The sequence below is a fragment of the Shouchella clausii genome (assembly GCF_002250115.1).
Lineage (GTDB): Bacteria > Bacillota > Bacilli > Bacillales > Bacillaceae_D > Shouchella > Shouchella clausii.
In genome coordinates this window covers 4,075,766-4,100,398 of the sequence record NZ_CP019985.1, presented here as the reverse complement: position 1 = coordinate 4,100,398, position 24,633 = coordinate 4,075,766, and the positions used below count along the sequence as shown (strand labels likewise).

Here is a 24,633-nt window from a genome sequence, read left to right as displayed (position 1 = left end):
GTGAGGTAAGAGTGAAGCGGATTGGATTATTTGGCGGCACGTTTGACCCTCCTCATCTCGGCCATTTGCTTATCGCGCAAGAGGCATTAACGGCAGTCAAATTGGATGAAGTCTGGTTTGTGCCTGTGTCGACACCTCCCCATAAAGAGCGTGCCGGTTTAACGTCTGGCAAAGACCGATACGACATGGTGAAAGCTGCTCTCCTTCAAGAGGAGCGCTTTCAAGTTTGTGACATCGAACTAATCCGCAAAGGAAAATCATATACGATTGATACAGTTCGCGAGTTGAAGCAAACCTATCCTGACGATGAGTTCTTTTTTTTGATTGGCGGCGACATGGTGGATATGTTGCCAGAATGGCGTGGAATCGATGAACTGAAACAATTGGTGACGTTTGTTGCCTTTAACCGTCCTGGAGCAAGCGCGAAAAGCCAGCCGGACGTCCATTTCGTCCCGTTTGTCGAAGTAAACATCTCTTCTTCGCTAATTAGGGAACGGCTTGCAAAAGGCAAACCGATTCGCTATTTTGTTACGCCGGAAGTTGAACAATTGATTGAGGAGCGGAATCTTTATGGCGATAACAACGAATGAAGCACTCCATGAAGTAAAACAGCATTTGACCGATGTGCGCTATACTCACACTCTCGGTGTCCGGGATACGGCGCTAGCCCTTGCCAAGCAATATGGCGCTGATGAATCGAAGGCTGAGCTTGCAGCGATTCTCCATGATATTTGTAAATACCATGATGTACAAACGATGCAAGACATTGTTCGGAACAAGCTGCATGAACCTCATTGGGGCGAATATGGAAACGAGCTGCTTCACGCCCCTTGTGGAGCCTACTTTGCAGAACATCAATTAGGCGTTAAAGATAAAGACATTTTGCTTGCGATCCGTTCTCATACGACGGGGCGTGCTGGCATGAGTTTGTTAGAGAAAGTTTTATTTGTTGCCGATTATATTGAACCGAACCGGCGTTTTCCAGGTGTGGAACAAGCAAGGAAATTAGCTGAGGAAAGTTTAGACGCAGCTTGTTGTTTTGCCCTTAGACAAACGATGTTTTTTTTGTTAGATAGAAAACAGCTCATCCATCCGGAAACCGTATCCGCTTATAACGCTTTTTATAAACAGAAAGGAGCAATGGAATTTGAATGAACATTTAAAAATGGCGATTGCCGCACTAGACGACAAAAAAGCGATGCAAATTACCGCACTAGATATGCGAGGCATTTCACCTATTGCCGATTATTTTATCATTTGCCACGGAAATTCTGAAAAGCAAGTGCAAGCGATTGCCCATGAATTGAAAAAAGTGTCCCAAGAAGCAGGGCTTGATATAAAACGGCTAGAAGGGTATGACGTCGCCCGTTGGGTGCTGATTGACATCGGCGATGTTGTCGTTCACATTTTTCATAAAGACGAACGTCTCTATTACAACCTTGAGAAGTTGTGGGGGGACGCTGCGCAAGTTGATTTACAAGAGGTGCTGAACGAATGCTAAAGCCGGGGATTACAGCGGACTTGGCTGTTGTACGGGAAGCGTCATTCGGTTATTTCTTAAGTGACGGGCACACTGATATCCTTCTCCATCAAAACGAGGCGACGAAGCCTCTCGAGTTGGAAGAAAAAGTGTCTGTGTTTCTATATCATGACCATCAAAATCGACTCTCAGCAACGATGCACGAACCGATTATTAAAAACGATGAAATGGGCTGGCTAAAGGTTGTCAGTGTGCGTCCAGGGCATGGCGTTTTTGTCGATAACGGAATTTCAAGGGACTTATTTGTGTCGATGGATGAATTGCCTTTTGATCGGCGTGAGTGGCCAGCGGTAGGGGATCGATTGTTTTGTTCATTGGCGTGGGATAAAAAAGGGCGATTAATGGGCAAGTTGGTCAAAGGGTCGCCTGTTACTTCCCAAGCAACTGCGGCGGATCGATCATGGCTAAATAAAGAAGTAGAAGGCGTTGTTTACCACTTTCTTGACGAAGGAGCAGCGTTGCTTATTGAAAATGGCCCTGTTGGTTTCCTCCATCAAGATGAAGCTGCTGAAGTTCCCCGCCTTGGACAGACGATTCACGGCCGTGTCCAATTTGTACGAGACGATGGACGTGTGAATATCACGCAACGGTTGCTTCGGACAGAACAACAAAAAGAAGACGCTGACCGCATTCTCGCTTTATTGGCAGAACGTAAAGGCGGAATGCCTTATACGGATAAATCGCCTCCTGAAGACATTAAAGCCCGTTTCGGCATGAGCAAGGCGGCATTTAAGCGGGCGCTTGGCAAACTGATCAAAGACGGCAAAGTCGAACAGCGTGACGGTTTTACGTATCGGGTGGAAAAGGAATGAGCTATAGCCATTTATCTTTCTGGTACGATGCATTCATGAGTCATGTTGATTACACAAAATGGGCCACTTATTTTGAACGCACATGCAACATGTACGGCGTTCAGGCTAACCGAGTGCTAGATCTAGGCTGCGGTACAGGTGAATGGCTGTTAGAGATGCATAAACGTGGTTTGACGGCAGTAGGGGTTGACCTTTCAGAACAAATGCTTGCGGTAGCGCAGGCGAAATTGCAGGAAGCAGGTTACCAACCTCTGTTATATCAAGGCGATATGAGCGACCTGCCGCCAGTTGGTTCATTTGATGTCGTGACGATTTTTTGCGATTCATTAAACTACTTACAAGACGAGGAGAGTGTGACACGCACTCTTGCCTCTTGTTTTAACTTGTTAAATAAGGGCGGACTGCTTCTCTTTGATGTCCATTCTCCTATACGCATGGAAGCCTTTCCTGGAGAAGTGCACGCTCATGCAGATGAAGAAGTTTCGTACATTTGGCATAGTTTTGCAGGGGAAGCTCCTTTAAGTGTCGTACACGAACTGACTTTTTTTGTTCGGCAACAAGATGGACGGTATGAACGGCTGGAAGAAGCACATTTTGAGCGGACCTATACAGTAGAAACGTATAAAAAAATGCTGAAACAGGCTGGATTTACCGATCTAAACGTGACCGCGGATTTTACAAATGAACCACCGACAAGCAAGAGTGAACGGCTGTTTTTCTCTTGTCGAAAAGTTTAAGCAGGAAAAAGGCGAAATACCGCGAAAAAAGCAGGAGGGAAAGCCAACCTCCTGCTTTTTACTTTGGTTCGTATAAAACTTCCGCTAATAACTTTTCTTTTTCAGTTGCGTATTTTTCGTGTGTACGTTTGAAAAGAGAACAAAAACCATCCCCTAATTCATCATCTAAAACAGCAAGGCCTTCTCCAGTGATTCCGCCAGGGACGCAAACCCGTTTTTGCAATGCGGGAAGCGTGTAATGGCCACTCTCCAATAATTTTCCTAAGCCAATGATCATTGAAGTCGTCAACTCGGTCGCCTCTTCTTGCGAGATTGATGTTTCGCTTACCGCGCCATCGATAAATCGTTGCGCAAGGAAGGAAAAGAACGCAGGCCCGCAACTGACAATGTCGGACGCAACACGTGTAATCTCCTCTTCAATTTGCAAAGGTTCTGAAACAGCCGATACAAAACGCAATAAATTTGCCTGGTCTTCCTGTGTACATTTATTCCCGAATGTCACTAAAGTTGAACCAGACAAAGTACGGTTTAAAATGCTGGGGATAATACGGCATGTCTTGCAAGGCAAGGCCGCATCAAGGGACTCAACAGAAATAGGGCTAGTAATCGAAATGGCGATTTGATCAGCAGCCACATGGGGCTGGAGGGCGTGAAACAATGCGGGCATTTCCTTTGGCTTCACACAAAGGAACAGCCACTCGCATGTAGACGCAATCTCCTCAAGAGAAACAGACATCGTAATCCCTGGATAGGTTGCTTTAAGCGCAGCCGCTTTTTCAGGAGAACGGTTAATGATGGAAATATTCGACTGTTTCAGCGCTCCGGCGTCAATAAATGATTCAATCAATAAACTTCCCATACTTCCTGTACCAATAAAACCGACCCTCATATTCTCACACTCCTCGATAGCTGCTCTTTCATGAACGTATGCCAACCTGCCTGTTCATCATTCCAAAAAGGAGGAATTTATGAAGACGTTCCCGATAAAAAAGTATGCTTTGTATGGGGGCGGAGTCACGATTTGTACACTCATTGTGGTCGTTTTGGTGTTTGTCGACTTTCGAGAGGAACGCGGCACTGTCAGTGAGATACCGCCATGGTTAGAGGAAAGCGAGGAAGCAGAACTTGAAGAGGAAACAGAGGATGGCGTTCTTGTCGTCGACGTAAAAGGAATGGTCGCTTCGCCAGGGGTGTATGAGCTGGAGGTGGGCAGCCGTTTGTTTGAAGCGATTGAAAAAGCAGGTGGCTTCACAGACAGCGCCAACCGTGAGGGGGTTAATTTAGCTTTGCGTCTTGAAGATGAGATGGTTGTGTATGTGCCAGAAGAAGGAGAGGAAGAAGGGGCAGGACCGGTTCTTGCTGTTGAAATGAATGAAACAGATCATGAAGACACCATTAATATAAATGAAGCCACTGAAGCAGATTTGCTAACGTTACAAGGAGTCGGCCCGTCAAAAGCGGCGGCGATCATTGGTTACAGGGAAGAAAACGGCCCATTTGCCACAGTTGAAGAGCTAATGAATGTGAGCGGAATTGGCGAAAAAACATTCGAAGCACTTGAACCATTTATTCGGGTGAAGTAAAGATTGACTTATGTTGGCGATCGCTTCTACAATTTAAGCGAAAGGGGAAAAGCAATGGAACGTATTTCATGGGATCAATATTTTTTAGCGCAAAGCAAATTGCTTTCGCTGCGAAGCACATGCCCACGTTTAAAGGTAGGCGCAACAATTGTGAGAGACAAGCGGATTATTGCTGGTGGCTACAACGGATCTGTTTCCGGGTCGGACCATTGTCTTGATAAAGGCTGTTATGTAGTCGACAACCATTGTATCCGTACCGTTCATGCAGAGGTAAATGCGTTGCTGCAATGCGCCAAATTTGGTGTGCCAACCGCTGGCGCGGAAATTTACATTACACATTTTCCTTGCATCCATTGTACCAAATCGCTGATTCAAGCTGGCATTGCCCGCGTCTATTATGCAAAGGACTATAAAAACCATCCTTATGCAGAAGAGTTGTTCAGCGAAGCGGGCATTCCATGCATAGAAGTGGAGCTAGACGAAGCGGCTATTGATCAACAGTTCCACGAGAAGCTTGCCTTAACAACAGCACTCCTACAAGAAATTGAACGGTTAGGGGCAAGCGAAGAAGAATTGGATGCCTATGTAAAGCGAACAAAGAACTTGTATTTCTCAGCAAGCAGTGATGAGCCAGAAGAAAAATGAATCGCCTGTGCATCAGTTTGCTTACAGCGAGTGCAGCAGTTGTCTTCGTTTTAAGCAGCGATGTTGGCGTTGCTGGCGCTTTGCTTATAGGCGCAATCGCCCTCTTGCCAGCGGCTTGGCAGAGTGGGCGGCTAGCAACGGTGGCGGCATTTGTACTGCCGTTGCTTCTGTTTGCTAGTGTGGCGACTGGGCACAAAAAAAGCAACGTCAGCATGCTTTCAGGTGAAGAAACAACATTTATCGTAGAGGTAAAAGAAACACCTCGCCTTGATGGAAATCGCTTGAGGATGGTGGTTGAAACAACGGCCGGTGAGCGATTGCAACTAGCAAGCCGTTTGCAAGCAGAAAGCGAGCAACGTTTAGGTAAATTATTACCAGGAGACCATTGCCACGTAAATGGCAAGTTGAGCGAGCCAGACCCTCCACGCAACCGCTATGCATTTGATTATAGCCGCTATTTATACGAGCAACGAATCCACTGGCTGTTGGAGGCAGAGTCTGGATCTTTTGTATGCAAACGCATGGATAGGCTTTCGTTATTGACACACTTGCAGGCGTTTCGAGCACAATTGCTTCACGAGGCTGTTGCTGCCTTTCCAAAAGAAGCGGGAGGCATTGTGTTAGCGCTTACCCTTGGAGAGCGTTTCTATGTAGAAGAAGACGTGATTGAAGCTTACTCAACGCTTGGCATTATCCACTTGCTGGCGATCTCTGGCTTGCATGTTGGCTTGGTAACTGGAGCCGCTTTCTTTATCTGTATCCGCATCGGCTTGACGCGTGAGCGTGCCGCACTATTTATGCTTATTCTCTTGCCTATTTTTGCGATTCTCGCCGGGGCAGCGCCTCCGGTAGTACGCGCGTCTGCAATGGCATTTGTGTTTTTTCTGTTTGCCTTACACAAATGGCGAGTTCACCCCTTATTCGGTTTTGCCACGATCTATTTTCTCTATCTGTTGTTTGATCCTTACAAACTATTCCAACTCGGTTTTCAACTTTCGTTTTTTGTATCGTTTGCTCTGATTTTCTCGGCTAAAACAATTCAAACCGCAAACGGGGGGTATTTGCGGCAAATGTGCACGGTCACAACAATTGCCCAGTTTGCCGGATTGCCGCTTATCTTTTTCCATTTCTACGAATGGTCTCCTTTAAGCCTTCTCCTAAACCTTGTGTATATTCCACTCGTTTCTTTTATCGTTCTTCCCTTTAGTTTCCTCTCTCTGTTTTCGTTTGTATGGCTTCCTGAGCAAGTGAATCTGTTTATTGTATTGCTCGAATCGCTTTTGACGTTTGTTCATCCTGCAATTCTTAAGCTAAGTGGATCTACTTTTCAGCTTGTGCTTGGGAAACCTCCGATATGGCTTGTAGTTGCGATGTATGTCGCCCTAGCTTTTGCTTTTGTCCATTGGCAGGAACAAAAATGGCCTTTGCGGTTCGCCTTTTTGCCTTTTGTTGTATGTTTGATCGTTGGTGCTTTAGCGCCTTATGTTCAGTCAAAAGCAGTTGTGACGATGATTGATGTCGGCCAAGGCGATAGTTTTTTGATTGAGCTTCCTTACCGAAAAGGGGTTTATATGATCGACACTGGGGGAGTGGCAGTTTATGGCGAGGAAGAAGACTGGCAACAACGGAAAAACACGTTTGACCCAGGAAGTGATGTGATTGCTCCTTTTTTAAAAGCGAAAGGCATCAGCAAAATAGACATGCTTGTTTTAACACATGGCGATTACGACCATATTGGCGGGGCAACTGGATTGTTGAATGAAATCAATGTTGAACAGGTTATTTATCCGGAAGGGCCAATTGAAAAGGAGACTGAAATCGAGCTCCTTGAAAACATTGATGCATCGCCAACGAATCTCCATTTTACGAAAGCAAACGAGGTGCTTGCTGAGAATTGGTATGTGTTGCATCCGCCAGAGGGAGAACATGTTAAAGGAAATGACGGTTCTGTCGTGTTATTTGCTAAAATTGAAGGGGTAACGTTTTTATTCACTGGAGATTTGGAAGAGGCAGGAGAACAGAGGCTTATTCGCTCGTATCCCGGCATGCAGGCGGATGTGCTAAAAGTTGGCCATCATGGCAGTTTATCGTCTACGACAGAACCGTTTATTAGCCAAGTGGCGCCGCGCTATGCATTCATCTCGGCAGGGGCACAAAACCGCTTTGGCCACCCTCACCCTGAAGTGGTTGAGCGGCTAGAAAGGGCGAATATCGTCGTGTGGCGAACAGACATACATGGAATGGTTGAACTTACGCTTAGCAATGGAGAAATTGAGGCGGTGGAAACGATGCTAAAACCGTAAACATAAAAAAGGCAGAAAATAATCTGCCCCAGACTTTATAGGAAAACGCTCGCATCCTTCGTTGTTCCCCTCGGTTGACAAGCGTTTCCGATCAGTCTGAATCGATCCATTAGTAATAGCTTGCCACGTCGACAATATTGGCGATAAGGAAGATGATTGTGAAAAAAGCAAATGAAGCAATAAAGCCGATACCTGAAGGGACGATGTCATTTGCTTTATCTTGAACGTCCTGTTCGAATTTGTTCATAAGGCACCTCCTTGTCTACGTCTAGTATACGCGATTCGCCTAAAAATGAAAAGGCTGTCTGAAAGCGTCTATAAAAAGCACCATTTCCTTTTTACATGCATACAATGCCATAAACGATAGGGTTGCCCGCATGCTTTTAGAATACCTAGGGTTCTTGGCGGCATGCGTTCATTATAGATCAATTAGCAAAGAGGGAGGCGAATGGCCTTCCTCTTGCTTCATGGGCAATAAAGGCATTAGAATAAACATGAACAGGTCAGGAATATAGGGGATAGGTTGGATATGAGCATCATTACGGAAATGAAGCAATTGTCGAGTGAGACAATGGCGCCGGTATACTTTTTGTATGGAACAGAACGTTACTTAATCGAGCAATTTTTACAAAAAGCAAGCGAAGCATTATTTGCAGGGGAAGAAGGCGAAATGAATGATATTCGCTTTCGCTTACAAGATACGCCACTAGGGGAAGTCGTCGAGGAAGCGGAGACTGTTCCGTTTTTCTCAACGCGGAAGCTTGTTGTGATTCAAGACTTTTATTTGGCAACTAGCCAGAAAGTAGCGACAAAACTGGAGCATGACATTTCCGCGTTGGAAGCCTATCTCGACTCGCCTGCACAAGAAACAGTGCTTGTCGTTGTCGCACCGTATGAAAAATTAGATGAACGCAAGAAAATCACCAAAAAATTAAAAAAACAAACGAGCGCCATCGATGTGAATCCATTAGATGAAAAGGAAACATTTGCGTGGATGGAGGCGATAGCTAAACAGGAGGGCGTTGCGATCGAGCAAGACGCGAAGCAATTGCTATATAAGCATACAGGGCCTAACTTGATGTTGTTGCACCGGGAATTGGAGAAGTGCATGTTGTATGGCGAAGACGGGGATCCAGTAACAGCAAGCATTGTCGACGAACTCGTAGCTGAGACGGTTGAACAAAGTGTATTTACTGTCATTGACTACACAGCGAAAGGACGCGCTGGTGACGCGGTCCGGCTTTACCACCAGCTGTTGCGGCAAAAAGAAGAGCCGCTGGCCATACTGGCGTTGTTGACGCGGCAGTTTCGGCAATTTTTCCAGGTGAAAACGAGGCTAGCTAAAGGGTACACGCAAAAAGAGATGGCGTCACAGCTTAAATTGCATCCTTATGTAGTAAAGCTCGCTATGCAGCAAGTCAAAGCGTTAACGACCACGCAATTAAGACAAGCCCTTATCGTTTGCGAAGAAACCGACTATGCCATTAAGACAGGGCAGGCCGATAAAGAGCTGGCCGTCGAGCTGTTGCTGCTGCGATTGGCGAGCACGTAAAAAGCCTAAGACTAGCGTCTAAGGCTTTTTGTTTTGCCATAAAAAAAGATCACGGGGCAACGCCCGAGATCTAGCAAGTCTTATTAAGCAGACAATCCGTTCAACTTTTTCGCTAGGCGCGATTTTTGACGGGATGCAGCGTTTTTATGGATAAGACCTTTTGTAGCGGCTTTATCAAGCTTTTTCGATGCTTCAACAAACGCAGCTTGCGCTTTTTCTACATCCCCATTTGCTGCAGCAGTTTCAAAATGTTTCACTGCTGTGCGGAGCGCTGATTTTTGCGCAGCATTTTGCGCGCGGCGTTTTTCGTTTGTTTTCACACGTTTAATCGCAGATTTAATATTTGGCATTTATTTCACCTCCAACTTAAATGGCTTATTCCACTTATAGCCATCATTAAGCGCTAGTACAACAATCTGCATTTTATCAAAACTAGAAGCCCATTGCAATACAAACGAGGGAAACAGCTTGCAAAAGGGGCGAATGTTTTTTCGTGCGTGAGAGACAATACAAGTAGTCCACTGATAAAAAGGAGGCGGTTTTAGATGCCTGATTTAAATATGGAACGATTTCAAATTAGAACGGATTTAGCGCTTGAAGCGCACGAAATGGCGGTTGAAGAACAACGTGAAAAAACCGGTGAAGAAAGCTCAAGTGCGGTAACGGACGTAGTGGTAAAAGAGGAAACGGTGGAAGGCGTTAAAATTACCACTGTAGAAATAGGGGAGGAAGGGGCGAAACGGTTAAATAAACGTGCTGGCCATTACTTGACGTTTGAAGCGCAAGGAATAAGGAAAAAAGACACGGCCCTCCAAGACAACATCGAACGCATCTTTGCAAAAGAGTTTGCTGCTTTTTTACGCAATAAAGGAATTAAAGACTCGGACACTTGTTTAGTTGTTGGATTGGGCAATTGGAATGTGACACCTGATGCTCTAGGACCATTGGCGGTAGAAGAATTACTTGTTACTAGGCATTTGTTTCAATTGGCTCCCGAAGAAATAGAGGAGGGCTACCGACCAGTAAGTGCATTGACACCAGGCGTGATGGGGACGACTGGGATTGAAACAAGCGACATTGTTTTCGGCGTTATTGAAAAAACAAAACCAGACTTTGTCGTTGTCATTGACGCTCTTGCTTCTCGTTCCATTGAGCGGGTAAATACAACCATTCAAGTTGCAGATACAGGCATCCACCCAGGGAGTGGCGTCGGCAACAACCGCAAAGCAATGAACGAAGAAACACTGGGCATTCCCGTTATTGCAATCGGCATTCCTACGGTCGTAGACGCTGTGACGATTACGTCCGATGCGATTGATTATGTGATGAAACATTTGGGCAAAGAAATGCGTGAAGGCAATAAGCCGTCAAAAAGGCTAGCGCCAGCTGGGATGATGTTTGGCGAAAAGCGGCAATTAACCGATGAAGATTTGCCTGATGAAAAGGGCAGACAAGCCATTATGGGGATGGTCGGAGGGCTTGAAGGCCCTGAAAAGCGGCAATTGATCCAAGAAGTACTCGCTCCCCTTGGCCATAACTTAATGGTAACGCCAAAAGAAATAGACGTCTTTATTGAAGACATGGCCCATGTAGTGGCTGGCGGGCTAAATGCAGCTTTACATGGCCAAGTCGATCAAAAAAACGTCGGCGCTTATACTTACTAATGATAGAAAGCAGGTATCGCCTGCTTTCTTTTCTGTTCTATGGCCTCCCTTTGATACATAAGATGGAAGGACAAGCACAACAGGGGAGGTCGTCAAATATGAAACAAGGCCAACCACATTCGCGCCTTATGCGTATTGCAGCTAGCTTGGTCATTACGTTGATGGCGGTCTTTCTTTGCACGAGTGTATTGGTGTCATCAGGGCCAAGCAAAACATTCTCTTCCCGTGCGCTCGCAAATTGGACAACCACGTTAAGCGGGGGACATTTCCTAAAGTTGATGGGCACAGAAAACCGCGTTTTTACGGAAGCGTTGCCTGACGAGGAAAGTCATTCGTTTTCGTTAGGCTCGTTGTTTTTTGCGATCACGACAAGCATCAACCCAGATGATCCAAGAAGCCTGCTTGGTCGTGAGCTTCCTGGTTTTTCATTGTTTGACACGACCATTCATATTGCCGGTGAAGGCACTGATTATACAAGTTTGCCTGTTGAATCATCGCCGCCAGACGATTTGCTCGCCAGCGAACAGAAAGCAAAACAAGAGGCGCTTGACCGTAAAAAGGCGGAAGAGGAAGCAGCGAAGAAAAAAGAAGCGGAGCAAGCAAACAAAGCGGACGAAGACAAAGTGGTCGATGTGTACATTGGCACAACCCATACGTATGAATCATTCTTTCCTGAATTGGAGATTGAGGATACAGAAAACGCCAATAAAGCGACGCACAAGGAGATCAATATGACAATGGTAGCGGATCGTTTAAAGCAAGCGTTGGAACAACATGGCATTTACGCGCAAGTAGAGGAGCGCGATGTCCAGGCAACGTTAGTGGAACGTGGATTAGGATATGAGGCTTCTTATGACGTTTCTCGTGAATTTATTAAGTCAGCTAAAGCTGAAAACGACGACTTAATGTATTTCTTTGACTTGCACAGGGATTCGATCCGAAGAGATAAAACAACGGTGACGATAAATGGCGAAACATTCGCGCGTCCATTCTTTGTCGTCGGCCAAAACTACGCTGATTTTGAATCGAATTTGCAAATTGCAAACGAGCTTCATAAAAAGCTAGAGGAAATTTACCCGTCATTAAGCCGAGGCGTCTTTAAAAAGAGTGGAGCAAGTACAAATGGGCGGTTTAACCAAGATTTGTTCGCCAATTCGATTTTGCTCGAAGTAGGTGGGGTCGACAATTCGCTTGAAGAAGCGTACCGTTCAATCGATGCGTTTGCTGAAGTGTTCGCTGATTACTACTATAACGAGAAAGAAGGGGAGAGGGAATGAAGCGCTTGGGGAAATTCGGGGTGTTGCTTATTGTGTGCATGCTGTTTGGCATGATGCTCGGAGTCCAGCTTATGAGCGAACACGCCGGCTTAAGCGAAACCAAACCACTTGAGCTGAACAAGGAAGAGCCTGATAAGGAAATTCCGGCCCCTCCTCCTACACCTGCAGTAGCAGACGCAGAATTTGCTGGCACGACGAACTTTTTTTCTGAATTGGGATTAACGCTTGCAAGCGGAGCAGAGTCTGCGGCGAGAAGCGGTTTAGAGGGGCTGATGACAGCAGTGCGCAATGGGATCAATAAAGAAAGCGAACGCCATGACGAATCCGCTGAAAGCTCTTATTGAAGCGCCGCCATTGGCTTGCTATAATAAGGGGCAGTGTACATGTACGCATTTTAGGGGTGAGTCAAGAAAAATGAACAACGACCAACGACTTGAGCGGCAGTCGAGAATCCGAAATTTCTCGATTATCGCCCATATTGACCACGGGAAATCAACATTGGCAGACCGCATCCTTGAAAGGACCGGGGCATTGACTGACCGTGAAATGAAAGAACAAGCGCTTGATGCAATGGACTTGGAACGCGAGCGTGGCATAACGATTAAGCTAAACGCAGTCCAATTGAAATACAAAGCCAAAGATGGAAACGAGTATATTTTTCATTTAATTGATACGCCAGGACATGTCGATTTTACTTATGAAGTGTCCCGCAGCCTCGCTGCTTGTGAAGGGGCGCTTCTTATCGTTGATAGCGCCCAAGGAATTGAGGCGCAAACACTCGCCAACGTTTACTTGGCATTAGACAATGACTTGGAAATTTTGCCTGTAATTAATAAAATCGACTTGCCAAGCGCAGAGCCAGAACGTGTGAAAAAAGAAGTGGAAGACGTCATTGGCCTTGATGCTTCCGATGCTGTACTGGCTTCTGCCAAAAATGGCATCGGCATTGAAGACATCTTGGAACAGGTCGTTGAGAAAGTGCCTGCCCCTGCTGGCGATCCAACGGCACCGCTTAAAGCGTTAATATTTGACTCGCTCTATGATCCATACCGTGGCGTCATTGCTTATATCCGTATCGTCGAGGGCACCGTTCGTCCAGGCGAAAAAATTAGGATGATGCAAACAGGGAAGGAATTTGAAGTGAATGAAGTTGGCGTATTCACGCCAAAAGCAGTCAAATGCGAAGAATTAACTGTAGGTGATGTAGGCTTTTTAACGGCAGCGATCAAAAATGTCAGCGACTCTCGTGTCGGCGACACGATAACAAGCGCCGTCAATCCAGCACCAGAGGCATTGCCTGGCTATCGTCGGATGAATCCGATGGTCTATTGCGGCCTTTATCCAATCGATACAAATGATTACAACGATCTACGCGAGGCGTTGGAACGCCTCGAGCTGAATGATGCTTCTCTCCAGTATGAACCAGAAACGTCACAAGCACTTGGTTTTGGTTTCCGCTGCGGCTTTTTAGGGTTGCTTCACATGGAAATTATTCAGGAGCGGATTGAACGGGAATTTGGGATTTCCTTAATTACGACAGCGCCATCGGTTATTTACCATGTGACGCTTACAGACGGCAATACGATTCAGATTGACAACCCGACAAATATGCCTGATCCCCAAAAAATGGACCATGTCGAAGAGCCGTATGTCAAATCGACTGTGATGGTGCCTAATGACTATGTTGGTGCAGTCATGGAGCTTTGCCAAAGCAAGCGCGGCATTTTTGTGGACATGCAGTATTTGGATGAAAACCGCGTACAAATCATTTATGAGATCCCTTTATCGGAAATTGTCTACGATTTCTTTGATCAATTGAAATCGAATACGAAAGGGTATGCCTCTTTTGATTATGAACTGATCGGCTACAGACAATCAAAATTAGTGAAAATGGACATTTTATTGAACGGCGAGAAAGTTGACGCCTTGTCCGTCATTGTCCACCGCGATTCTGCTTATGAACGAGGGAAAGTGATCGTCGAAAAACTGAAAGAGTTAATTCCGCGCCAGCAATTTGAAGTGCCTGTCCAAGCAAGTATTGGCACAAAAATTATCGCTCGTTCGACGATCAAAGCAATCCGCAAAAATGTGTTAGCTAAATGTTATGGCGGCGACATTTCCCGTAAACGAAAGCTTCTTGAAAAGCAAAAAGAAGGCAAGAAGCGAATGAAAGCAGTTGGAAACGTCGAGATTCCACAGGAAGCTTTTATGGCTGTACTGCGCATGGACGACAAGTAAGCAATGCTTGTGCATGATGCCCTTATAGAATTGCCCGCTTCCGGCCGTAAAAGAGCCGACCTCTAAACGAAAATACGTAGAGGCCACCTTCTGTATTTAGGAGGTCGGCTTTTTTCTGTCAAATCAATTCCTTTTGCTACAAATTTGCTGGGGCTGCTACGCCTCCTCCAAGGGTAGGCTTGAGGAAAGGACACTTAAATGAGCAAGGAGGAGAGACGCGTGAGCCACTCGCTATATGTGCATATTCCGTTTTGTGAACATATCTGTCATTATTGTGATTTTAATAAAGTATTTATTGAAAACCAGCCTGTCGATGCCTACATTGACGCTTTAATTGAAGAAATGAAACAAGCCCGAAGCCGTCGAAGAGATGGCCTAGTGAAGACGATTTATGTTGGTGGGGGCACGCCGACAGCATTAACGGCTATACAACTAGAACGACTGTTTTCAGCGATAGAGAGCCTTTTTGATTTAAGCGAACTCGAAGAATGGACAGTTGAAGTGAACCCAGACAGCGCTGATGAGGATAAGCTCGGAGTTATGAAACGTTACGGTGTCAACCGCTTAAGCATAGGCGCGCAAACATTCAACCAAAAGCTGTTAACAGATATTGGGCGAACCCATTCGCCCGAAGGGGTGGAGCAAGCTGTTCGCAAGGCCCGTTCATTAGGATTTACTAATCTATCTATTGATTTAATGCTCGGCTTGCCAAACCAATCAGTTGCAGACTTTGAACGCTCAGTCGATCGCGCTTTGTCCTTAGACGTAGAACATATTTCCGCTTACGCTTTAAAAATTGAAAAACAGACTGTCTTTTATAACCGTTACAAAAAAGGGCAGCTCCACTTGCCCCCTGAAGACGATGATGTAGCGATGTATGAGCTGCTTAAGGAAAAAACAGCAGCAGCTGGCCTTAACCAGTATGAAATTAGCAATTTCGGCAAACCTGGCTATGAGAGCAAACATAATCTTGTCTATTGGCGCAATGAACCATACGCTGGTTTTGGTGCCGGTGCTTCTGGCTATGAAAATCAAGTGCGCTACCAAAATATCAATCCCGTTGCAAAATATATTGAGGCTGTGTGGGCTACTGGAGAGCCGCGGTTGCGAACCCATGTCGTCAGTCGGGCCGAGTGTTTAGAAGAAGCTGTTTTTTTAGGGCTCCGTATTCGTAGCGGTGTAAATAAAGCTGATTTTTTTGCGCGTTATGGGTTAGAAGTGGAGTCGCTGTTTGCCAAAGAAATCGCAGAAGGGAAACGAAAAGGGCTGCTAGAAGAAAACGACCACGTTATTCGTCTGACAGAAAATGGATTGTTGCTTGGGAATGAAGCATTTGCATTGTTTGTGGCTGTTTTAGAAGACAGCGAGCTGCAAGACGATCATTAAGCGTTTTTTCATTGACAAATGGACACCTGTTTGATAGTGTATCAATAGTATTAGCACTCGTTGCATTTGAGTGCTAACAGGAGGTGCTGGGATGTTAACGGAAAGACAACTGTTGGTGTTACATGCGATCGTTGACGACTATGTTCGCTCTGCTGAGCCGGTTGGTTCGCGCAGCATCTCGAAACGAGAGGATATCCCATACAGTCCAGCAACGATTCGGAACGAAATGGCTGATCTCGAAGAACTGGGATTTTTGGAAAAACCCCATAGTTCAGCTGGCCGTGTCCCCTCTCAACAAGGGTACCGGTACTATGTCGACCATTTATTGTCGCCGCACCGTTTGACTGTAGCTGAGCGAGCTGGCCTTTCCAGGCTGACAACAGCCAGGCTCCAGGCAATGGAAGAGGTATTCCAAGAATCGGCGCGGATTTTGTCAGAAATGACTAGCTATGTGTCGATTGTACTTGGCCCAGAATCGATAAATGAACGTTTGCGCCATATACAAATCATCCCGATGAGCAACCAAAAGGCTGTTGTGATCCTTGTAAGCGAAAACGGGCATGTTGAAAACAGGCTTGTCCAAGTGGATGAAAATGTTACGCCTTCCGATTTAGAGCGGACGGTCAATTTGTTAAATGAGCGCCTCGTTGGCACGCCGTTGTCTTCTTTGCAACGGAAGTTGAATACAGAACTTGCCCAACTTTTTAAAGCGCATATTAACAACTACGAACATATACTCCATATGCTTCAGCAGTCAATGGTTCCCGCTTCTGGAGAGAAACTATTCTTCTCAGGGAAAACCAATTTAATGGAACAGCCTGAATTTCAAGATGTTGAGAAAATGAGGCTTCTCTATAAAACACTTGAAGAGGAAAATTTATTGCAAAAGTGGCTGCGCGCACAACAAACAGATGGGCTCCATGTTTCGATTGGCCAAGAAAACGAACTGGAAGCGTTCGAGTTTTGCAGTGTCATTACAGCGTCTTATGCGATTGACGGCCGCCATGTCGGGACGCTAGGCGTGATCGGTCCGACAAGAATGGAATATAAGCGGATGATTAAAGTGGTTGACTCCTTGTCGAAAGACTTGACAAAGCGGTTAACTGGTTTTGAACGTTAGTATTTCGTATACGCAGCAGTCATCTGCTGCTATACATAGAAGGCGCGGGCAAATGTGCAAAGCCCGCAAGCTATAGACGATGATTTTACAGGAGGTGAACAAACGTGGCAGAAGAGAAGAACGAGGAACTGCAAACAGAAGAAACAGAACAAACAAAAGTAGAAGACGGCCACGGCGATTCCGCTGAGCAAGAAGAGACTGAAAACAATAGCGGAAGTGAAGTTGAAGAACAAGAAGAGCCAGAGGTTCACCCTCTTGAAATAGAGCTAAATGAATTAAAAGACCGTCTCGCTCGCGTTCGTGCTGATTATGAAAATTTTCGCCGTCGCACGAAAGAGGAGAAAGAGGCGCAGGCAAAATACCGCGCCCAAGGCTTTATTGAAAAATTGCTCCCTGCACTTGATAACTTCGAACGCGCTTTGTTGGTCGAACCTAAACATGAAGAAGCAAAACAATTGCTCCAAGGAATGGAAATGGTGTACCGCCAAGTAGAAGAAGCATTAAAACAAGAAGGGGTAGAACCGATTCCTACAGAAGGTGAGCTGTTCGACCCACATCTCCACCAAGCAGTAATGCAAGTGTCAGAGGAAGGCTATGAGCCGAACCAAATTGTTGAGGAACTTCAAAAAGGGTACAAACTAAAAGACCGAGTGATTCGTCACTCAATGGTGAAAGTAAATCAATAGGACTTGGAGGAACGACGCATGAGCAAAATTATTGGTATTGACTTAGGGACAACAAACTCTTGTGTGGCCGTAATGGAGGGCGGCGAAGCCACCGTTATCCCAAACCCAGAAGGCAACCGGACAACGCCTTCTGTAGTCGCTTTTAAAGATGGTGAGCGTCTCGTTGGGGAAGTGGCAAAGCGCCAAGCGATCACTAACCCAAATACGGTCATTTCCATTAAACGCCATATGGGTACTGATTACAAAGTAGATATTGAAGGGAAAAGTTACTCCCCTCAAGAAATTTCAGCGATTATTTTGCAAAAGTTAAAAGCCGATGCAGAAGCATATCTTGGCGAGAAAGTTACCAAAGCGGTCATTACCGTGCCAGCTTATTTTAATGACTCCCAACGCCAAGCGACAAAAGACGCGGGCAAAATTGCTGGCCTTGAAGTGGACCGTATCGTCAATGAGCCGACAGCTGCTGCTCTTGCATATGGTCTTGAAAAAGAAGATGACCAAACAATTTTGGTTTATGACCTTGGCGGTGGAACATTCGACGTTTCCATCCTAGAGCTAGGAGACGGCTTCTTCGAAGTAAAAGCCACTTCTGGCGACAACAAACTAGGCGGCGATGATTTTGATGAAGTGATCATGGATCATCTTGTAGCAGAGTTTAAAAAAGAAAATGGCATCGACTTGTCGCAAGATAAAATGGCGATGCAACGCTTAAAAGATGCTGCCGAGAAAGCGAAAAAAGATTTATCTGGCGTTACGCAAACGCAAATTTCGTTGCCATTTATTACTGCTGATGCAACAGGTCCTAAGCACTTAGAGTTAACATTGACTCGTGCGAAATTCGATGAGTTGTCTGCTGACCTTGTAGAACGGACGCTTGGCCCAACACGCCGTGCGCTCTCCGATGCTGGTCTGTCCGCATCGGACATCGACAAAGTCGTCCTTGTTGGTGGATCGACTCGTATCCCGGCTGTACAAGAGGCAATCAAAAAGCTAACGGGCAAAGACCCTCATAAAGGCGTCAACCCTGACGAAGTAGTAGCGCTTGGGGCTGCAGTGCAAGCAGGTGTCTTGACTGGTGATGTTAAAGACGTTGTGCTTCTTGACGTAACACCATTGTCCCTTGGAATTGAGACGATGGGCGGCGTATTCACAAAACTAATCGAACGCAACACGACAATTCCTACGTCAAAATCACAAGTGTTTTCAACAGCTGCTGACAATCAGCCATCCGTTGATATTCATGTGCTTCAAGGGGAACGGGAAATGGCTGCCGACAACAAAACGCTTGGCCGTTTCCAGTTAACAGACATCCCGCCAGCACCACGGGGAGTTCCGCAAATTGAAGTGACATTTGATATTGACGCTAACGGCATTGTCAATGTTAAGGCGAAAGATCTTGGAACCAACAAAGAACAATCGATTACAATCACGTCTTCTTCAGGCCTATCAGAAGAAGAAATTGATAAAATGGTACAAGAAGCCGAAGCAAATGCTGAAGCGGACAAAAAGCGTCGCGAGCAAGTAGAATTGCGTAACGAAGCAGATCAGCTCGTCTTTTCGACTGAAAAAACGTTAAAAGATTTAGGCGACAATGTTGATCAAGCAGAAAAAGACAAAGCCGAAGCGGCGAAAGACAAGTTGAAAAAAGCACTTGAAGCCGACAACACAGACGACATTAAAGCTGCCAAGGACGAACTTCAAGAAATCGTCACTGCTTTGACGACAAAGTTGTATGAGCAAGCGGCACAAGCTCAACAAGACAGCGGCAATGAAAGTGCAGATAAGCAAGACGACAACGTTGTTGACGCAGACTACGAAGAAGTGAACGACGACGACAAAAAATAAGCTTGCTTAATGGAAGAAAGTCAAAGTCAGTAGTGGCTTTGGCTTTTTTCTCTGAAAAAAGCGTTGAGATTGAACGGCGCTTTATATGGTGGTATGATGAACGTTATGTGAGAAAACGTGAAGCGATAGACAGCTTCAGTCGGGAGGGAAACTGCACGTGAGCAAACGAGATTACTATGAAGTGCTTGGCGTAGACCGGAATGCTTCAGTAGAAGAAGTAAAAAAAGCATATCGAAAACTAGCGCGAAAATATCACCCTGATGTCAACAAGGAAGAGGACGCTGAGGCGAAATTCAAGGAAGTAAAAGAAGCCTATGATACATTGAGCGATCCCCAAAAGAAAGCCCGTTATGACCAGTTTGGCCATGCAGATCCAAACCAAGGGTTTGGAGGAGCCGGCGCAAGTGGCGATTTTGGTGGTTTTAGCGACATTTTTGATATGTTTTTTGGCGGCGGAGGTGGGCGCCGCAATCCAAATGCACCGCGCCAAGGGGATGACCTTCAATATACGATGACATTGGAGTTTAAAGAAGCGGTATTTGGCAAGGAAACCGAAATTGAAATCCCCCGTGAGGAAACATGCGGTACGTGCCATGGATCAGGAGCCAAACCTGGTACAAAGCCAGATACTTGTTCCCATTGCGGTGGGTCTGGTCAACTAAATGTTGAGCAAAACACGCCATTTGGCCGTGTTGTCAATCGCCGTGTTTGTAACTATTGTGAAGGAACTGGAAAAATCATTAAGCAAAAATGTTCTACATGCAGCGGCAAAGGCAAAGTGCGGAAACGTAAAAAAATCAATATTAAAGTGCCAGCAGGAATTGATAATGGCCAACAACTCCGTGTAGCTGGACAAGGTGAAGCTGGTGCAAACGGGGGCCCTCCAGGCGACCTTTACGTCGTCTTCCAAGTGAAGCCACATGAATTTTTTGAACGTGATGGAGAAGACATTTATTGTGAAGTACCGCTCACCTTTCCCCAAGTTGCCCTAGGTGATGAAATTGAAGTGCCAACTTTGACTGGGAAAGTTAAATTAAAAATTCCAGCAGGCACGCAAACAGGCACTAGTTTCCGTCTGAGAGGAAAAGGAGTGCCAAATGTGCATGGGCGCGGCCAAGGCGATCAGCATGTGCAAGTCCGTGTCGTAACGCCCAAAAATTTAACTGAAAATGAAAAAGAATTAATGCGTGAATTTGCCGGTATGAGCGGCGGAAGGCCAGAGGAGCAAAATGACGGATTTTTTGACAAACTGCGCCGTGCTTTCAAAGGCGATTGAGATCAAGCGAGGTGGCCGAACAAATGAAGTGGGCTGAATTTCGCGTCCATACGACGCAGGAAGCGGTGGAGCCTGTATCAAATATTCTCCATGAATTAGGTGCCGCAGGCGTAGCGATTGAGGATCCCCAGGACCTTGTGACAGAGTGGAGTGTAAAGTATGGGGAGGTGTATGAGCTCTCCCCTGAGGATTACCCAGATGAAGGTGTGATGGTTAAAGCCTATTTTCCAATGGGCGCCACTTTTAAGGAAACGATTGCTGAAGTAAGAAGGCGCGTCCATAATCTCGTTTCCTTTCAAATTGACATTGGCCACGGGACAATGGATTATACAGAAGTAAAAGAAGAAGACTGGGCAACGGCATGGAAGAGCTTTTACCACCCCGTTCAAGTAACGGAGCAAGTCACAATTGTGCCGACATGGGAAGAGTATAGCGCTCGTCCAGGGGAAATCGTCATCGAATTAGATCCAGGGATGGCGTTTGGCACTGGAACACATCCAACGACGATTCTGTCGCTTCAAGCTCTTGAGCATGCGGTCAAGCAAGGGGATGCGGTCATCGATGTTGGCACGGGTTCTGGCATACTTGCGATTGCTGCATGGAAGTTCGGCGCCGAGGCGATTACAGCGTTGGACTTGGATGAGGTAGCTGTGAATAGCGCGAAGGCGAATGTGGCCTTAAACGGCGCTAGTGACTTTGTCGATGTGCAGCAAGGCAATCTCCTAAACGGTGTTGCTAGCGAAAGCGCTGATGTGCTTGTTAGCAACATTCTAGCAGAAGTCATTTTGCAGTTTACGGCCGATGCTTACCGTGTTGTCAAACGAGGCGGGCTCTTTTTAACTTCTGGAATTATCTCTAGCAAAAGAGAAGCTGTCGAAGGGGCATTAAAGGCAGCAGGTTTTACGGTTCAAGAAGTGAACGAATTGGACGACTGGGTAGCGATTGTTGCGCAAAAACCCAGCCAAGCGTAGGCAGGTGCAAAGGCATGCAGCGTTATTTTATTAAAAATGAACAGTTGACAAATGAAGTTGTCGAAATAACTGGAGACGACGCCGCACACATTACAAAAGTGATGCGAATGCAAGCAGGTGATGAAGTCATTTGCGTCAATGAAGACGGCAAAGCCGTGCTTGTTCAGCTTTCGCAATTCGATCCATCTAGCGTCAAAGGCACTGTCCTCAACGAAGTGGACAACGAGACAGAATTGCCGATCCGGGTGACGGTCGCGCAAGGCCTGCCGAAAGGCGATAAGCTTGAAACCATCGTCCAAAAAGGAACAGAACTTGGCGCGTACTCATTCGCGCCTTTTTCTGCGAGTCGATCTATAGTAAAATGGGATGAAAAGAAGGGCACAAAGAAAACGGAGCGTTTGCAAAAGATTGCTAAGGAAGCCGCAGAACAAGCACATCGTCTTTTCGTGCCAACCGTGGCCAAGCCTGTGCCGTTAAAAACGGTTGCCGAGGCTCTTACTCATTATGATGTCTGCATTGTTTGTGATGAAGAAGAAGCGAAGCAAGGTGAAAAGGCAAATTTAAAGCGCGCCTTTGCTATGCTCAAACCAGGCATGTCCCTTTTGGTCATTGTCGGTCCTGAAGGAGGGCTGACTCGTGAGGAAGTGGCGCTTTTGTCGGCCAAGGGCGCGGTCTCTTGCAGCATAGGCCCTCGCATTGTCCGTACCGAAACGGCTGCTATGTACGTGTTAGCCGCTCTTTCGTACCAATTTGAATTATGAGGTGAATCCAGTTGTCAACTGTTGCGTTTCATACATTAGGTTGTAAAGTAAACCATTACGAGACGGAAGCGATTTGGCAGCTGTTTAAACAAGAAGGCTATGAAAAAGTCGAGTTTGAACAGACTGCAGACGTCTATGTCATTAATACATGTACGGTCACCAATACAGGTGACAAAAAAAGCAGGCAAGTCATTCGCCGCGCGATTCGCAAAAACCCAGACGCTGTTATTTGCGTAACTGGCTGTTATGCGCAAACGTCCCCTGCGGAAGTGATGGCCATTCCTGGGGTCGATATTGTTGTCGGTACGCAAGACCGCTCGAAAATGCTTGGTTACATCGACCAATATAAAAAAGAGCGGCAGCCAATCAACGCTGTCGGCAATATTATGAAATCAAGGGTATATGAAGAATTGGATGTGCCTTCATTTACAGATCGGACACGGGCGTCCTTAAAAATTCAAGAAGGCTGCAACAATTTCTGCACATTTTGCATTATTCCTTGGGCGCGAGGGTTGATGCGTTCCCGTGATCCGCAAGAAGTCGTGCGCCAAGCCCAGCAACTTGTTCATGCTGGCTACAAAGAAATCGTGTTGACTGGCATTCATACTGGCGGCTATGGCGAAGATTTGAAGGATTATAGCCTTGCCCGTTTGTTAGAGGATTTGGAAAAGGTAGAGGGGCTGAAACGGCTTCGTATTTCGTCGATTGAGGCGAGCCAATTAACCGACGAGGTCATTGCGGTGATCGGCAAATCAAGCAAAGTGGTCCGCCATATGCATATTCCGCTCCAATCTGGATCGGATACTGTGCTGAAACGGATGCGCAGGAAGTATACGATGGCTGCTTATGAAGAACGGATCGAAAAGTTAAAACAAGCCCTTCCACGGCTTGCAATTACGTCTGATGTCATTGTTGGCTTTCCTGGCGAGACAGAAGAAGAGTTCCAAGAAACATACGACTTTATCGCCAAACATAAGTTCAGTGAATTGCATGTATTCCCTTATTCGATGCGCACAGGTACGCCAGCTGCCCGGATGACAGACCAAATTGATGAGGCCATAAAAAATGAACGTGTGCACCGCTTAATTGAATTGTCAAACCAATTAGCGAAAGAATATGCTTCAAGTTTTGAGAATGAAGTGCTTGAAGTCATACCAGAAGAGCGAGATAAAGACAACCCTGAAAGCGGCTTGTTTGTCGGCTATACAGATAACTATTTAAAAGTAAAACTAGAGGCTGATGAAACAATGATTGGAAAATTGGTGCGCGTAAAAATCAAAGAGGCGGGCTATCCATATAACCGTGGCGAATTTGTCCGCGTTTTAGAAGATTACAAGCAAATTGTGTAAAAAACGCATTCCCGAAAAATTTCGGGATGCGTTTTTTTTATAGAGGGCGATAATTTATTCCGAATATCTTTCCCTACCGCCGTGTTTTATACTAAAAGCAAAGGGAGGGGAAGGGATGACACAAAAAGCAAGAGACACGTTTGGACCGAATGCGAATGCCTATGTAACAAGCAAGAACCATGCGAAAGGAGAAGATTTAGAACTGTTAAAGGCGCTTATTAGCAACAGCGAAGCGAAGACGGCGCTTGATATCGCGACCGGGGCGGGGCATGCTGCTAAAACGATTGCCCCTTATGTGCAGAACGTCATAGCTGTCGATGTGACGCCAGAAATGCTAGCTGCCGCTAAAAATGTAGCAGCGACGAATCACATAACCAATATTGAATTTGTCGAAGCTACTGCTGAAAAGCTACCATTTTCCGCTTTTTCGTTTGATCTAGCCGTTTGCCGTATTGCCGCCCACCATTTTGACGAAGTGCCTGCTTTTTTAAGGGAAGCTTACAGAGTCCTCAAACAAGGAGGGCAGCTCTATTTGCTCGATAATGTGGCTTTTGAGGAAGACGCCCTTGACCGCTTTTATAATAAGCTTGAAACATACCGCGATCCGAGCCATGTTCGCGCTTATAAAAAATCAGAATGGTTAAAAATGGCAGAAGAAGCTGGTTTTGCAGTTAAACAGCTGCACACGTTTTGCAAGCAATTTGATTTTCATGACTGGACAGCGAGGGTGCAGTTGAATGAAGCAAAAAAACGCGATTTAGGAAAGTGGATGTTAGCGGCAGGAGAAAGAGAAAAACGGGCATATGCGATCAAAGAAGTAGACGGAGAGGTCTCTACATTTTGTGGGCAATCAATTTTGCTTGAGCTTGAAAAAAACTAGAAAGCAGC

Annotated in this window: 25 protein-coding genes; 22 read left to right on the top strand and 3 right to left on the bottom strand. The window is 45.9% G+C overall.

What is annotated here, in order from left to right:
* The first annotated feature begins 11 nt into the window (after nt 1-11).
* From BC8716_RS20175 to BC8716_RS20155, 5 genes are read left to right on the top strand one after another with little or no spacing between them, the layout of a single operon-like run.
* The gene (locus tag BC8716_RS20175) at nt 12-590 is read left to right on the top strand and encodes a nicotinate-nucleotide adenylyltransferase (protein ID WP_094428609.1); all 579 of its coding nucleotides are present in this window, start codon (nt 12-14) and stop codon (nt 588-590) included.
* Nucleotides 571-1,155 (top strand): bis(5'-nucleosyl)-tetraphosphatase (symmetrical) YqeK, encoded by a 585-nt coding sequence (gene yqeK, locus BC8716_RS20170; RefSeq protein WP_094428607.1) that lies wholly within the window; start codon nt 571-573, stop codon nt 1,153-1,155. Before BC8716_RS20175 ends, yqeK begins: the two co-directional genes overlap by 20 nt.
* A 10-nt stretch (nt 1,156-1,165) precedes the next feature.
* Complete coding sequence (rsfS, locus tag BC8716_RS20165; protein ID WP_094429317.1) at nt 1,166-1,501, top strand: ribosome silencing factor; 336 nt, start codon at nt 1,166-1,168, stop codon at nt 1,499-1,501.
* A complete protein-coding gene (locus tag BC8716_RS20160) occupies nt 1,495-2,352 on the top strand; it encodes a CvfB family protein (RefSeq protein ID WP_094428605.1) in 858 nt (285 codons plus the stop codon). Before rsfS ends, BC8716_RS20160 begins: the two co-directional genes overlap by 7 nt.
* Nucleotides 2,349-3,089: a class I SAM-dependent methyltransferase gene (locus BC8716_RS20155; RefSeq protein ID WP_094428603.1), complete on the top strand. Its 741-nt coding sequence runs from the start codon at nt 2,349-2,351 to the stop codon at nt 3,087-3,089. Before BC8716_RS20160 ends, BC8716_RS20155 begins: the two co-directional genes overlap by 4 nt.
* 58 nt (nt 3,090-3,147) lie before the next feature.
* Here BC8716_RS20155 and comER read toward each other — a convergent pair whose 3' ends face one another.
* The gene (gene comER, locus BC8716_RS20150) at nt 3,148-3,996 is read right to left on the bottom strand and encodes a late competence protein ComER (protein ID WP_255222634.1); all 849 of its coding nucleotides are present in this window, start codon (nt 3,994-3,996) and stop codon (nt 3,148-3,150) included.
* Nucleotides 3,997-4,057: 61 nt separating this feature from the next.
* Here comER and BC8716_RS20145 point away from each other — a divergent pair, with 61 nt between their 5' ends.
* From BC8716_RS20145 to BC8716_RS20135, 3 genes are read left to right on the top strand one after another with little or no spacing between them, the layout of a single operon-like run.
* Nucleotides 4,058-4,672, top strand: coding sequence for a helix-hairpin-helix domain-containing protein (locus tag BC8716_RS20145; protein ID WP_094428599.1), 615 nt, complete (start codon nt 4,058-4,060; stop codon nt 4,670-4,672).
* Between the two features lie 54 nt (nt 4,673-4,726).
* Nucleotides 4,727-5,317, top strand: a complete 591-nt coding sequence (locus BC8716_RS20140) for a ComE operon protein 2 (RefSeq protein ID WP_094428597.1) — start codon at nt 4,727-4,729, stop codon at nt 5,315-5,317.
* Entirely contained in the window at nt 5,314-7,620 is a 2,307-nt protein-coding gene (locus BC8716_RS20135; RefSeq protein ID WP_094428595.1) for a DNA internalization-related competence protein ComEC/Rec2, read from the top strand. The genes BC8716_RS20140 and BC8716_RS20135 overlap by 4 nt, the downstream gene beginning before the upstream one ends.
* A gap of 109 nt (nt 7,621-7,729) precedes the next feature.
* Here BC8716_RS20135 and BC8716_RS20130 read toward each other — a convergent pair whose 3' ends face one another.
* Nucleotides 7,730-7,867 (bottom strand): YqzM family protein, encoded by a 138-nt coding sequence (locus tag BC8716_RS20130; protein WP_011246493.1) that lies wholly within the window; start codon nt 7,865-7,867, stop codon nt 7,730-7,732.
* Nucleotides 7,868-8,149: 282 nt separating this feature from the next.
* Here BC8716_RS20130 and holA point away from each other — a divergent pair, with 282 nt between their 5' ends.
* Complete coding sequence (gene holA / locus BC8716_RS20125; RefSeq protein ID WP_094428593.1) at nt 8,150-9,172, top strand: DNA polymerase III subunit delta; 1,023 nt, start codon at nt 8,150-8,152, stop codon at nt 9,170-9,172.
* An 83-nt stretch (nt 9,173-9,255) separates the two neighbouring features.
* Here holA and rpsT read toward each other — a convergent pair whose 3' ends face one another.
* Nucleotides 9,256-9,522 (bottom strand): 30S ribosomal protein S20, encoded by a 267-nt coding sequence (gene rpsT / locus BC8716_RS20120; RefSeq protein WP_011246495.1) that lies wholly within the window; start codon nt 9,520-9,522, stop codon nt 9,256-9,258.
* Between the two features lie 195 nt (nt 9,523-9,717).
* Here rpsT and gpr point away from each other — a divergent pair, with 195 nt between their 5' ends.
* The 13 genes from gpr (at nt 9,718) to BC8716_RS20055 (ending at nt 24,625) form a co-directional block, all read left to right on the top strand.
* Nucleotides 9,718-10,836 (top strand): GPR endopeptidase, encoded by a 1,119-nt coding sequence (gene gpr / locus BC8716_RS20115; RefSeq protein ID WP_094428591.1) that lies wholly within the window; start codon nt 9,718-9,720, stop codon nt 10,834-10,836.
* A gap of 98 nt (nt 10,837-10,934) precedes the next feature.
* The gene (locus BC8716_RS20110) at nt 10,935-12,113 is read left to right on the top strand and encodes a stage II sporulation protein P (protein WP_094428589.1); all 1,179 of its coding nucleotides are present in this window, start codon (nt 10,935-10,937) and stop codon (nt 12,111-12,113) included.
* Nucleotides 12,110-12,457: a hypothetical protein gene (locus BC8716_RS20105; RefSeq protein WP_094428587.1), complete on the top strand. Its 348-nt coding sequence runs from the start codon at nt 12,110-12,112 to the stop codon at nt 12,455-12,457. Before BC8716_RS20110 ends, BC8716_RS20105 begins: the two co-directional genes overlap by 4 nt.
* A 70-nt stretch (nt 12,458-12,527) precedes the next feature.
* Complete coding sequence (gene lepA / locus BC8716_RS20100) at nt 12,528-14,351, top strand: translation elongation factor 4 (RefSeq protein WP_094428585.1); 1,824 nt, start codon at nt 12,528-12,530, stop codon at nt 14,349-14,351.
* Nucleotides 14,352-14,570: 219 nt separating this feature from the next.
* Complete coding sequence (gene hemW / locus BC8716_RS20095; protein ID WP_094428583.1) at nt 14,571-15,737, top strand: radical SAM family heme chaperone HemW; 1,167 nt, start codon at nt 14,571-14,573, stop codon at nt 15,735-15,737.
* Nucleotides 15,738-15,828: 91 nt separating this feature from the next.
* Nucleotides 15,829-16,857 (top strand): heat-inducible transcriptional repressor HrcA, encoded by a 1,029-nt coding sequence (gene hrcA, locus BC8716_RS20090; RefSeq protein WP_094428581.1) that lies wholly within the window; start codon nt 15,829-15,831, stop codon nt 16,855-16,857.
* A 104-nt stretch (nt 16,858-16,961) separates the two neighbouring features.
* Complete coding sequence (gene grpE, locus BC8716_RS20085; protein WP_094428579.1) at nt 16,962-17,543, top strand: nucleotide exchange factor GrpE; 582 nt, start codon at nt 16,962-16,964, stop codon at nt 17,541-17,543.
* A gap of 18 nt (nt 17,544-17,561) precedes the next feature.
* Nucleotides 17,562-19,388, top strand: coding sequence for a molecular chaperone DnaK (gene dnaK / locus BC8716_RS20080; protein WP_094428577.1), 1,827 nt, complete (start codon nt 17,562-17,564; stop codon nt 19,386-19,388).
* A gap of 157 nt (nt 19,389-19,545) precedes the next feature.
* Nucleotides 19,546-20,664, top strand: coding sequence for a molecular chaperone DnaJ (gene dnaJ, locus BC8716_RS20075; protein WP_094428575.1), 1,119 nt, complete (start codon nt 19,546-19,548; stop codon nt 20,662-20,664).
* A 23-nt stretch (nt 20,665-20,687) separates the two neighbouring features.
* Nucleotides 20,688-21,635 carry a 50S ribosomal protein L11 methyltransferase gene (gene prmA, locus BC8716_RS20070; protein WP_094428573.1) on the top strand — a complete coding sequence of 316 codons (948 nt, stop codon included), beginning with the start codon at nt 20,688-20,690 and terminating at the stop codon, nt 21,633-21,635.
* Nucleotides 21,636-21,649: 14 nt separating this feature from the next.
* Complete coding sequence (locus BC8716_RS20065) at nt 21,650-22,396, top strand: 16S rRNA (uracil(1498)-N(3))-methyltransferase (RefSeq protein ID WP_094428571.1); 747 nt, start codon at nt 21,650-21,652, stop codon at nt 22,394-22,396.
* Nucleotides 22,397-22,407: 11 nt separating this feature from the next.
* Nucleotides 22,408-23,745, top strand: coding sequence for a tRNA (N(6)-L-threonylcarbamoyladenosine(37)-C(2))-methylthiotransferase MtaB (mtaB, locus tag BC8716_RS20060; protein WP_011246507.1), 1,338 nt, complete (start codon nt 22,408-22,410; stop codon nt 23,743-23,745).
* 115 nt (nt 23,746-23,860) lie between these two features.
* The gene (locus BC8716_RS20055; protein WP_094428569.1) at nt 23,861-24,625 is read left to right on the top strand and encodes a class I SAM-dependent methyltransferase; all 765 of its coding nucleotides are present in this window, start codon (nt 23,861-23,863) and stop codon (nt 24,623-24,625) included.
* The last annotated feature ends 8 nt before the right edge of the window (nt 24,626-24,633 follow it).

Coding starts and splice junctions, on each gene's coding strand:
- hrcA (WP_094428581.1), top strand. CDS start 15,829: ATGTTAACGGAAAGACAACTGTTGGTGTTACATGCGATCGTTGACGAC.
- dnaK (WP_094428577.1), top strand. CDS start 17,562: ATGAGCAAAATTATTGGTATTGACTTAGGGACAACAAACTCTTGTGTG.
- BC8716_RS20105 (WP_094428587.1), top strand. CDS start 12,110: ATGAAGCGCTTGGGGAAATTCGGGGTGTTGCTTATTGTGTGCATGCTG.
- rpsT (WP_011246495.1), bottom strand. CDS start 9,522: ATGCCAAATATTAAATCTGCGATTAAACGTGTGAAAACAAACGAAAAA.
- BC8716_RS20160 (WP_094428605.1), top strand. CDS start 1,495: ATGCTAAAGCCGGGGATTACAGCGGACTTGGCTGTTGTACGGGAAGCG.
- BC8716_RS20140 (WP_094428597.1), top strand. CDS start 4,727: ATGGAACGTATTTCATGGGATCAATATTTTTTAGCGCAAAGCAAATTG.
- BC8716_RS20110 (WP_094428589.1), top strand. CDS start 10,935: ATGAAACAAGGCCAACCACATTCGCGCCTTATGCGTATTGCAGCTAGC.
- BC8716_RS20065 (WP_094428571.1), top strand. CDS start 21,650: ATGCAGCGTTATTTTATTAAAAATGAACAGTTGACAAATGAAGTTGTC.
- BC8716_RS20135 (WP_094428595.1), top strand. CDS start 5,314: ATGAATCGCCTGTGCATCAGTTTGCTTACAGCGAGTGCAGCAGTTGTC.
- BC8716_RS20145 (WP_094428599.1), top strand. CDS start 4,058: ATGAAGACGTTCCCGATAAAAAAGTATGCTTTGTATGGGGGCGGAGTC.
- prmA (WP_094428573.1), top strand. CDS start 20,688: ATGAAGTGGGCTGAATTTCGCGTCCATACGACGCAGGAAGCGGTGGAG.
- holA (WP_094428593.1), top strand. CDS start 8,150: ATGAGCATCATTACGGAAATGAAGCAATTGTCGAGTGAGACAATGGCG.
- gpr (WP_094428591.1), top strand. CDS start 9,718: ATGCCTGATTTAAATATGGAACGATTTCAAATTAGAACGGATTTAGCG.
- yqeK (WP_094428607.1), top strand. CDS start 571: ATGGCGATAACAACGAATGAAGCACTCCATGAAGTAAAACAGCATTTG.
- lepA (WP_094428585.1), top strand. CDS start 12,528: ATGAACAACGACCAACGACTTGAGCGGCAGTCGAGAATCCGAAATTTC.
- BC8716_RS20130 (WP_011246493.1), bottom strand. CDS start 7,867: ATGAACAAATTCGAACAGGACGTTCAAGATAAAGCAAATGACATCGTC.
- rsfS (WP_094429317.1), top strand. CDS start 1,166: ATGGCGATTGCCGCACTAGACGACAAAAAAGCGATGCAAATTACCGCA.
- BC8716_RS20055 (WP_094428569.1), top strand. CDS start 23,861: ATGACACAAAAAGCAAGAGACACGTTTGGACCGAATGCGAATGCCTAT.
- BC8716_RS20155 (WP_094428603.1), top strand. CDS start 2,349: ATGAGCTATAGCCATTTATCTTTCTGGTACGATGCATTCATGAGTCAT.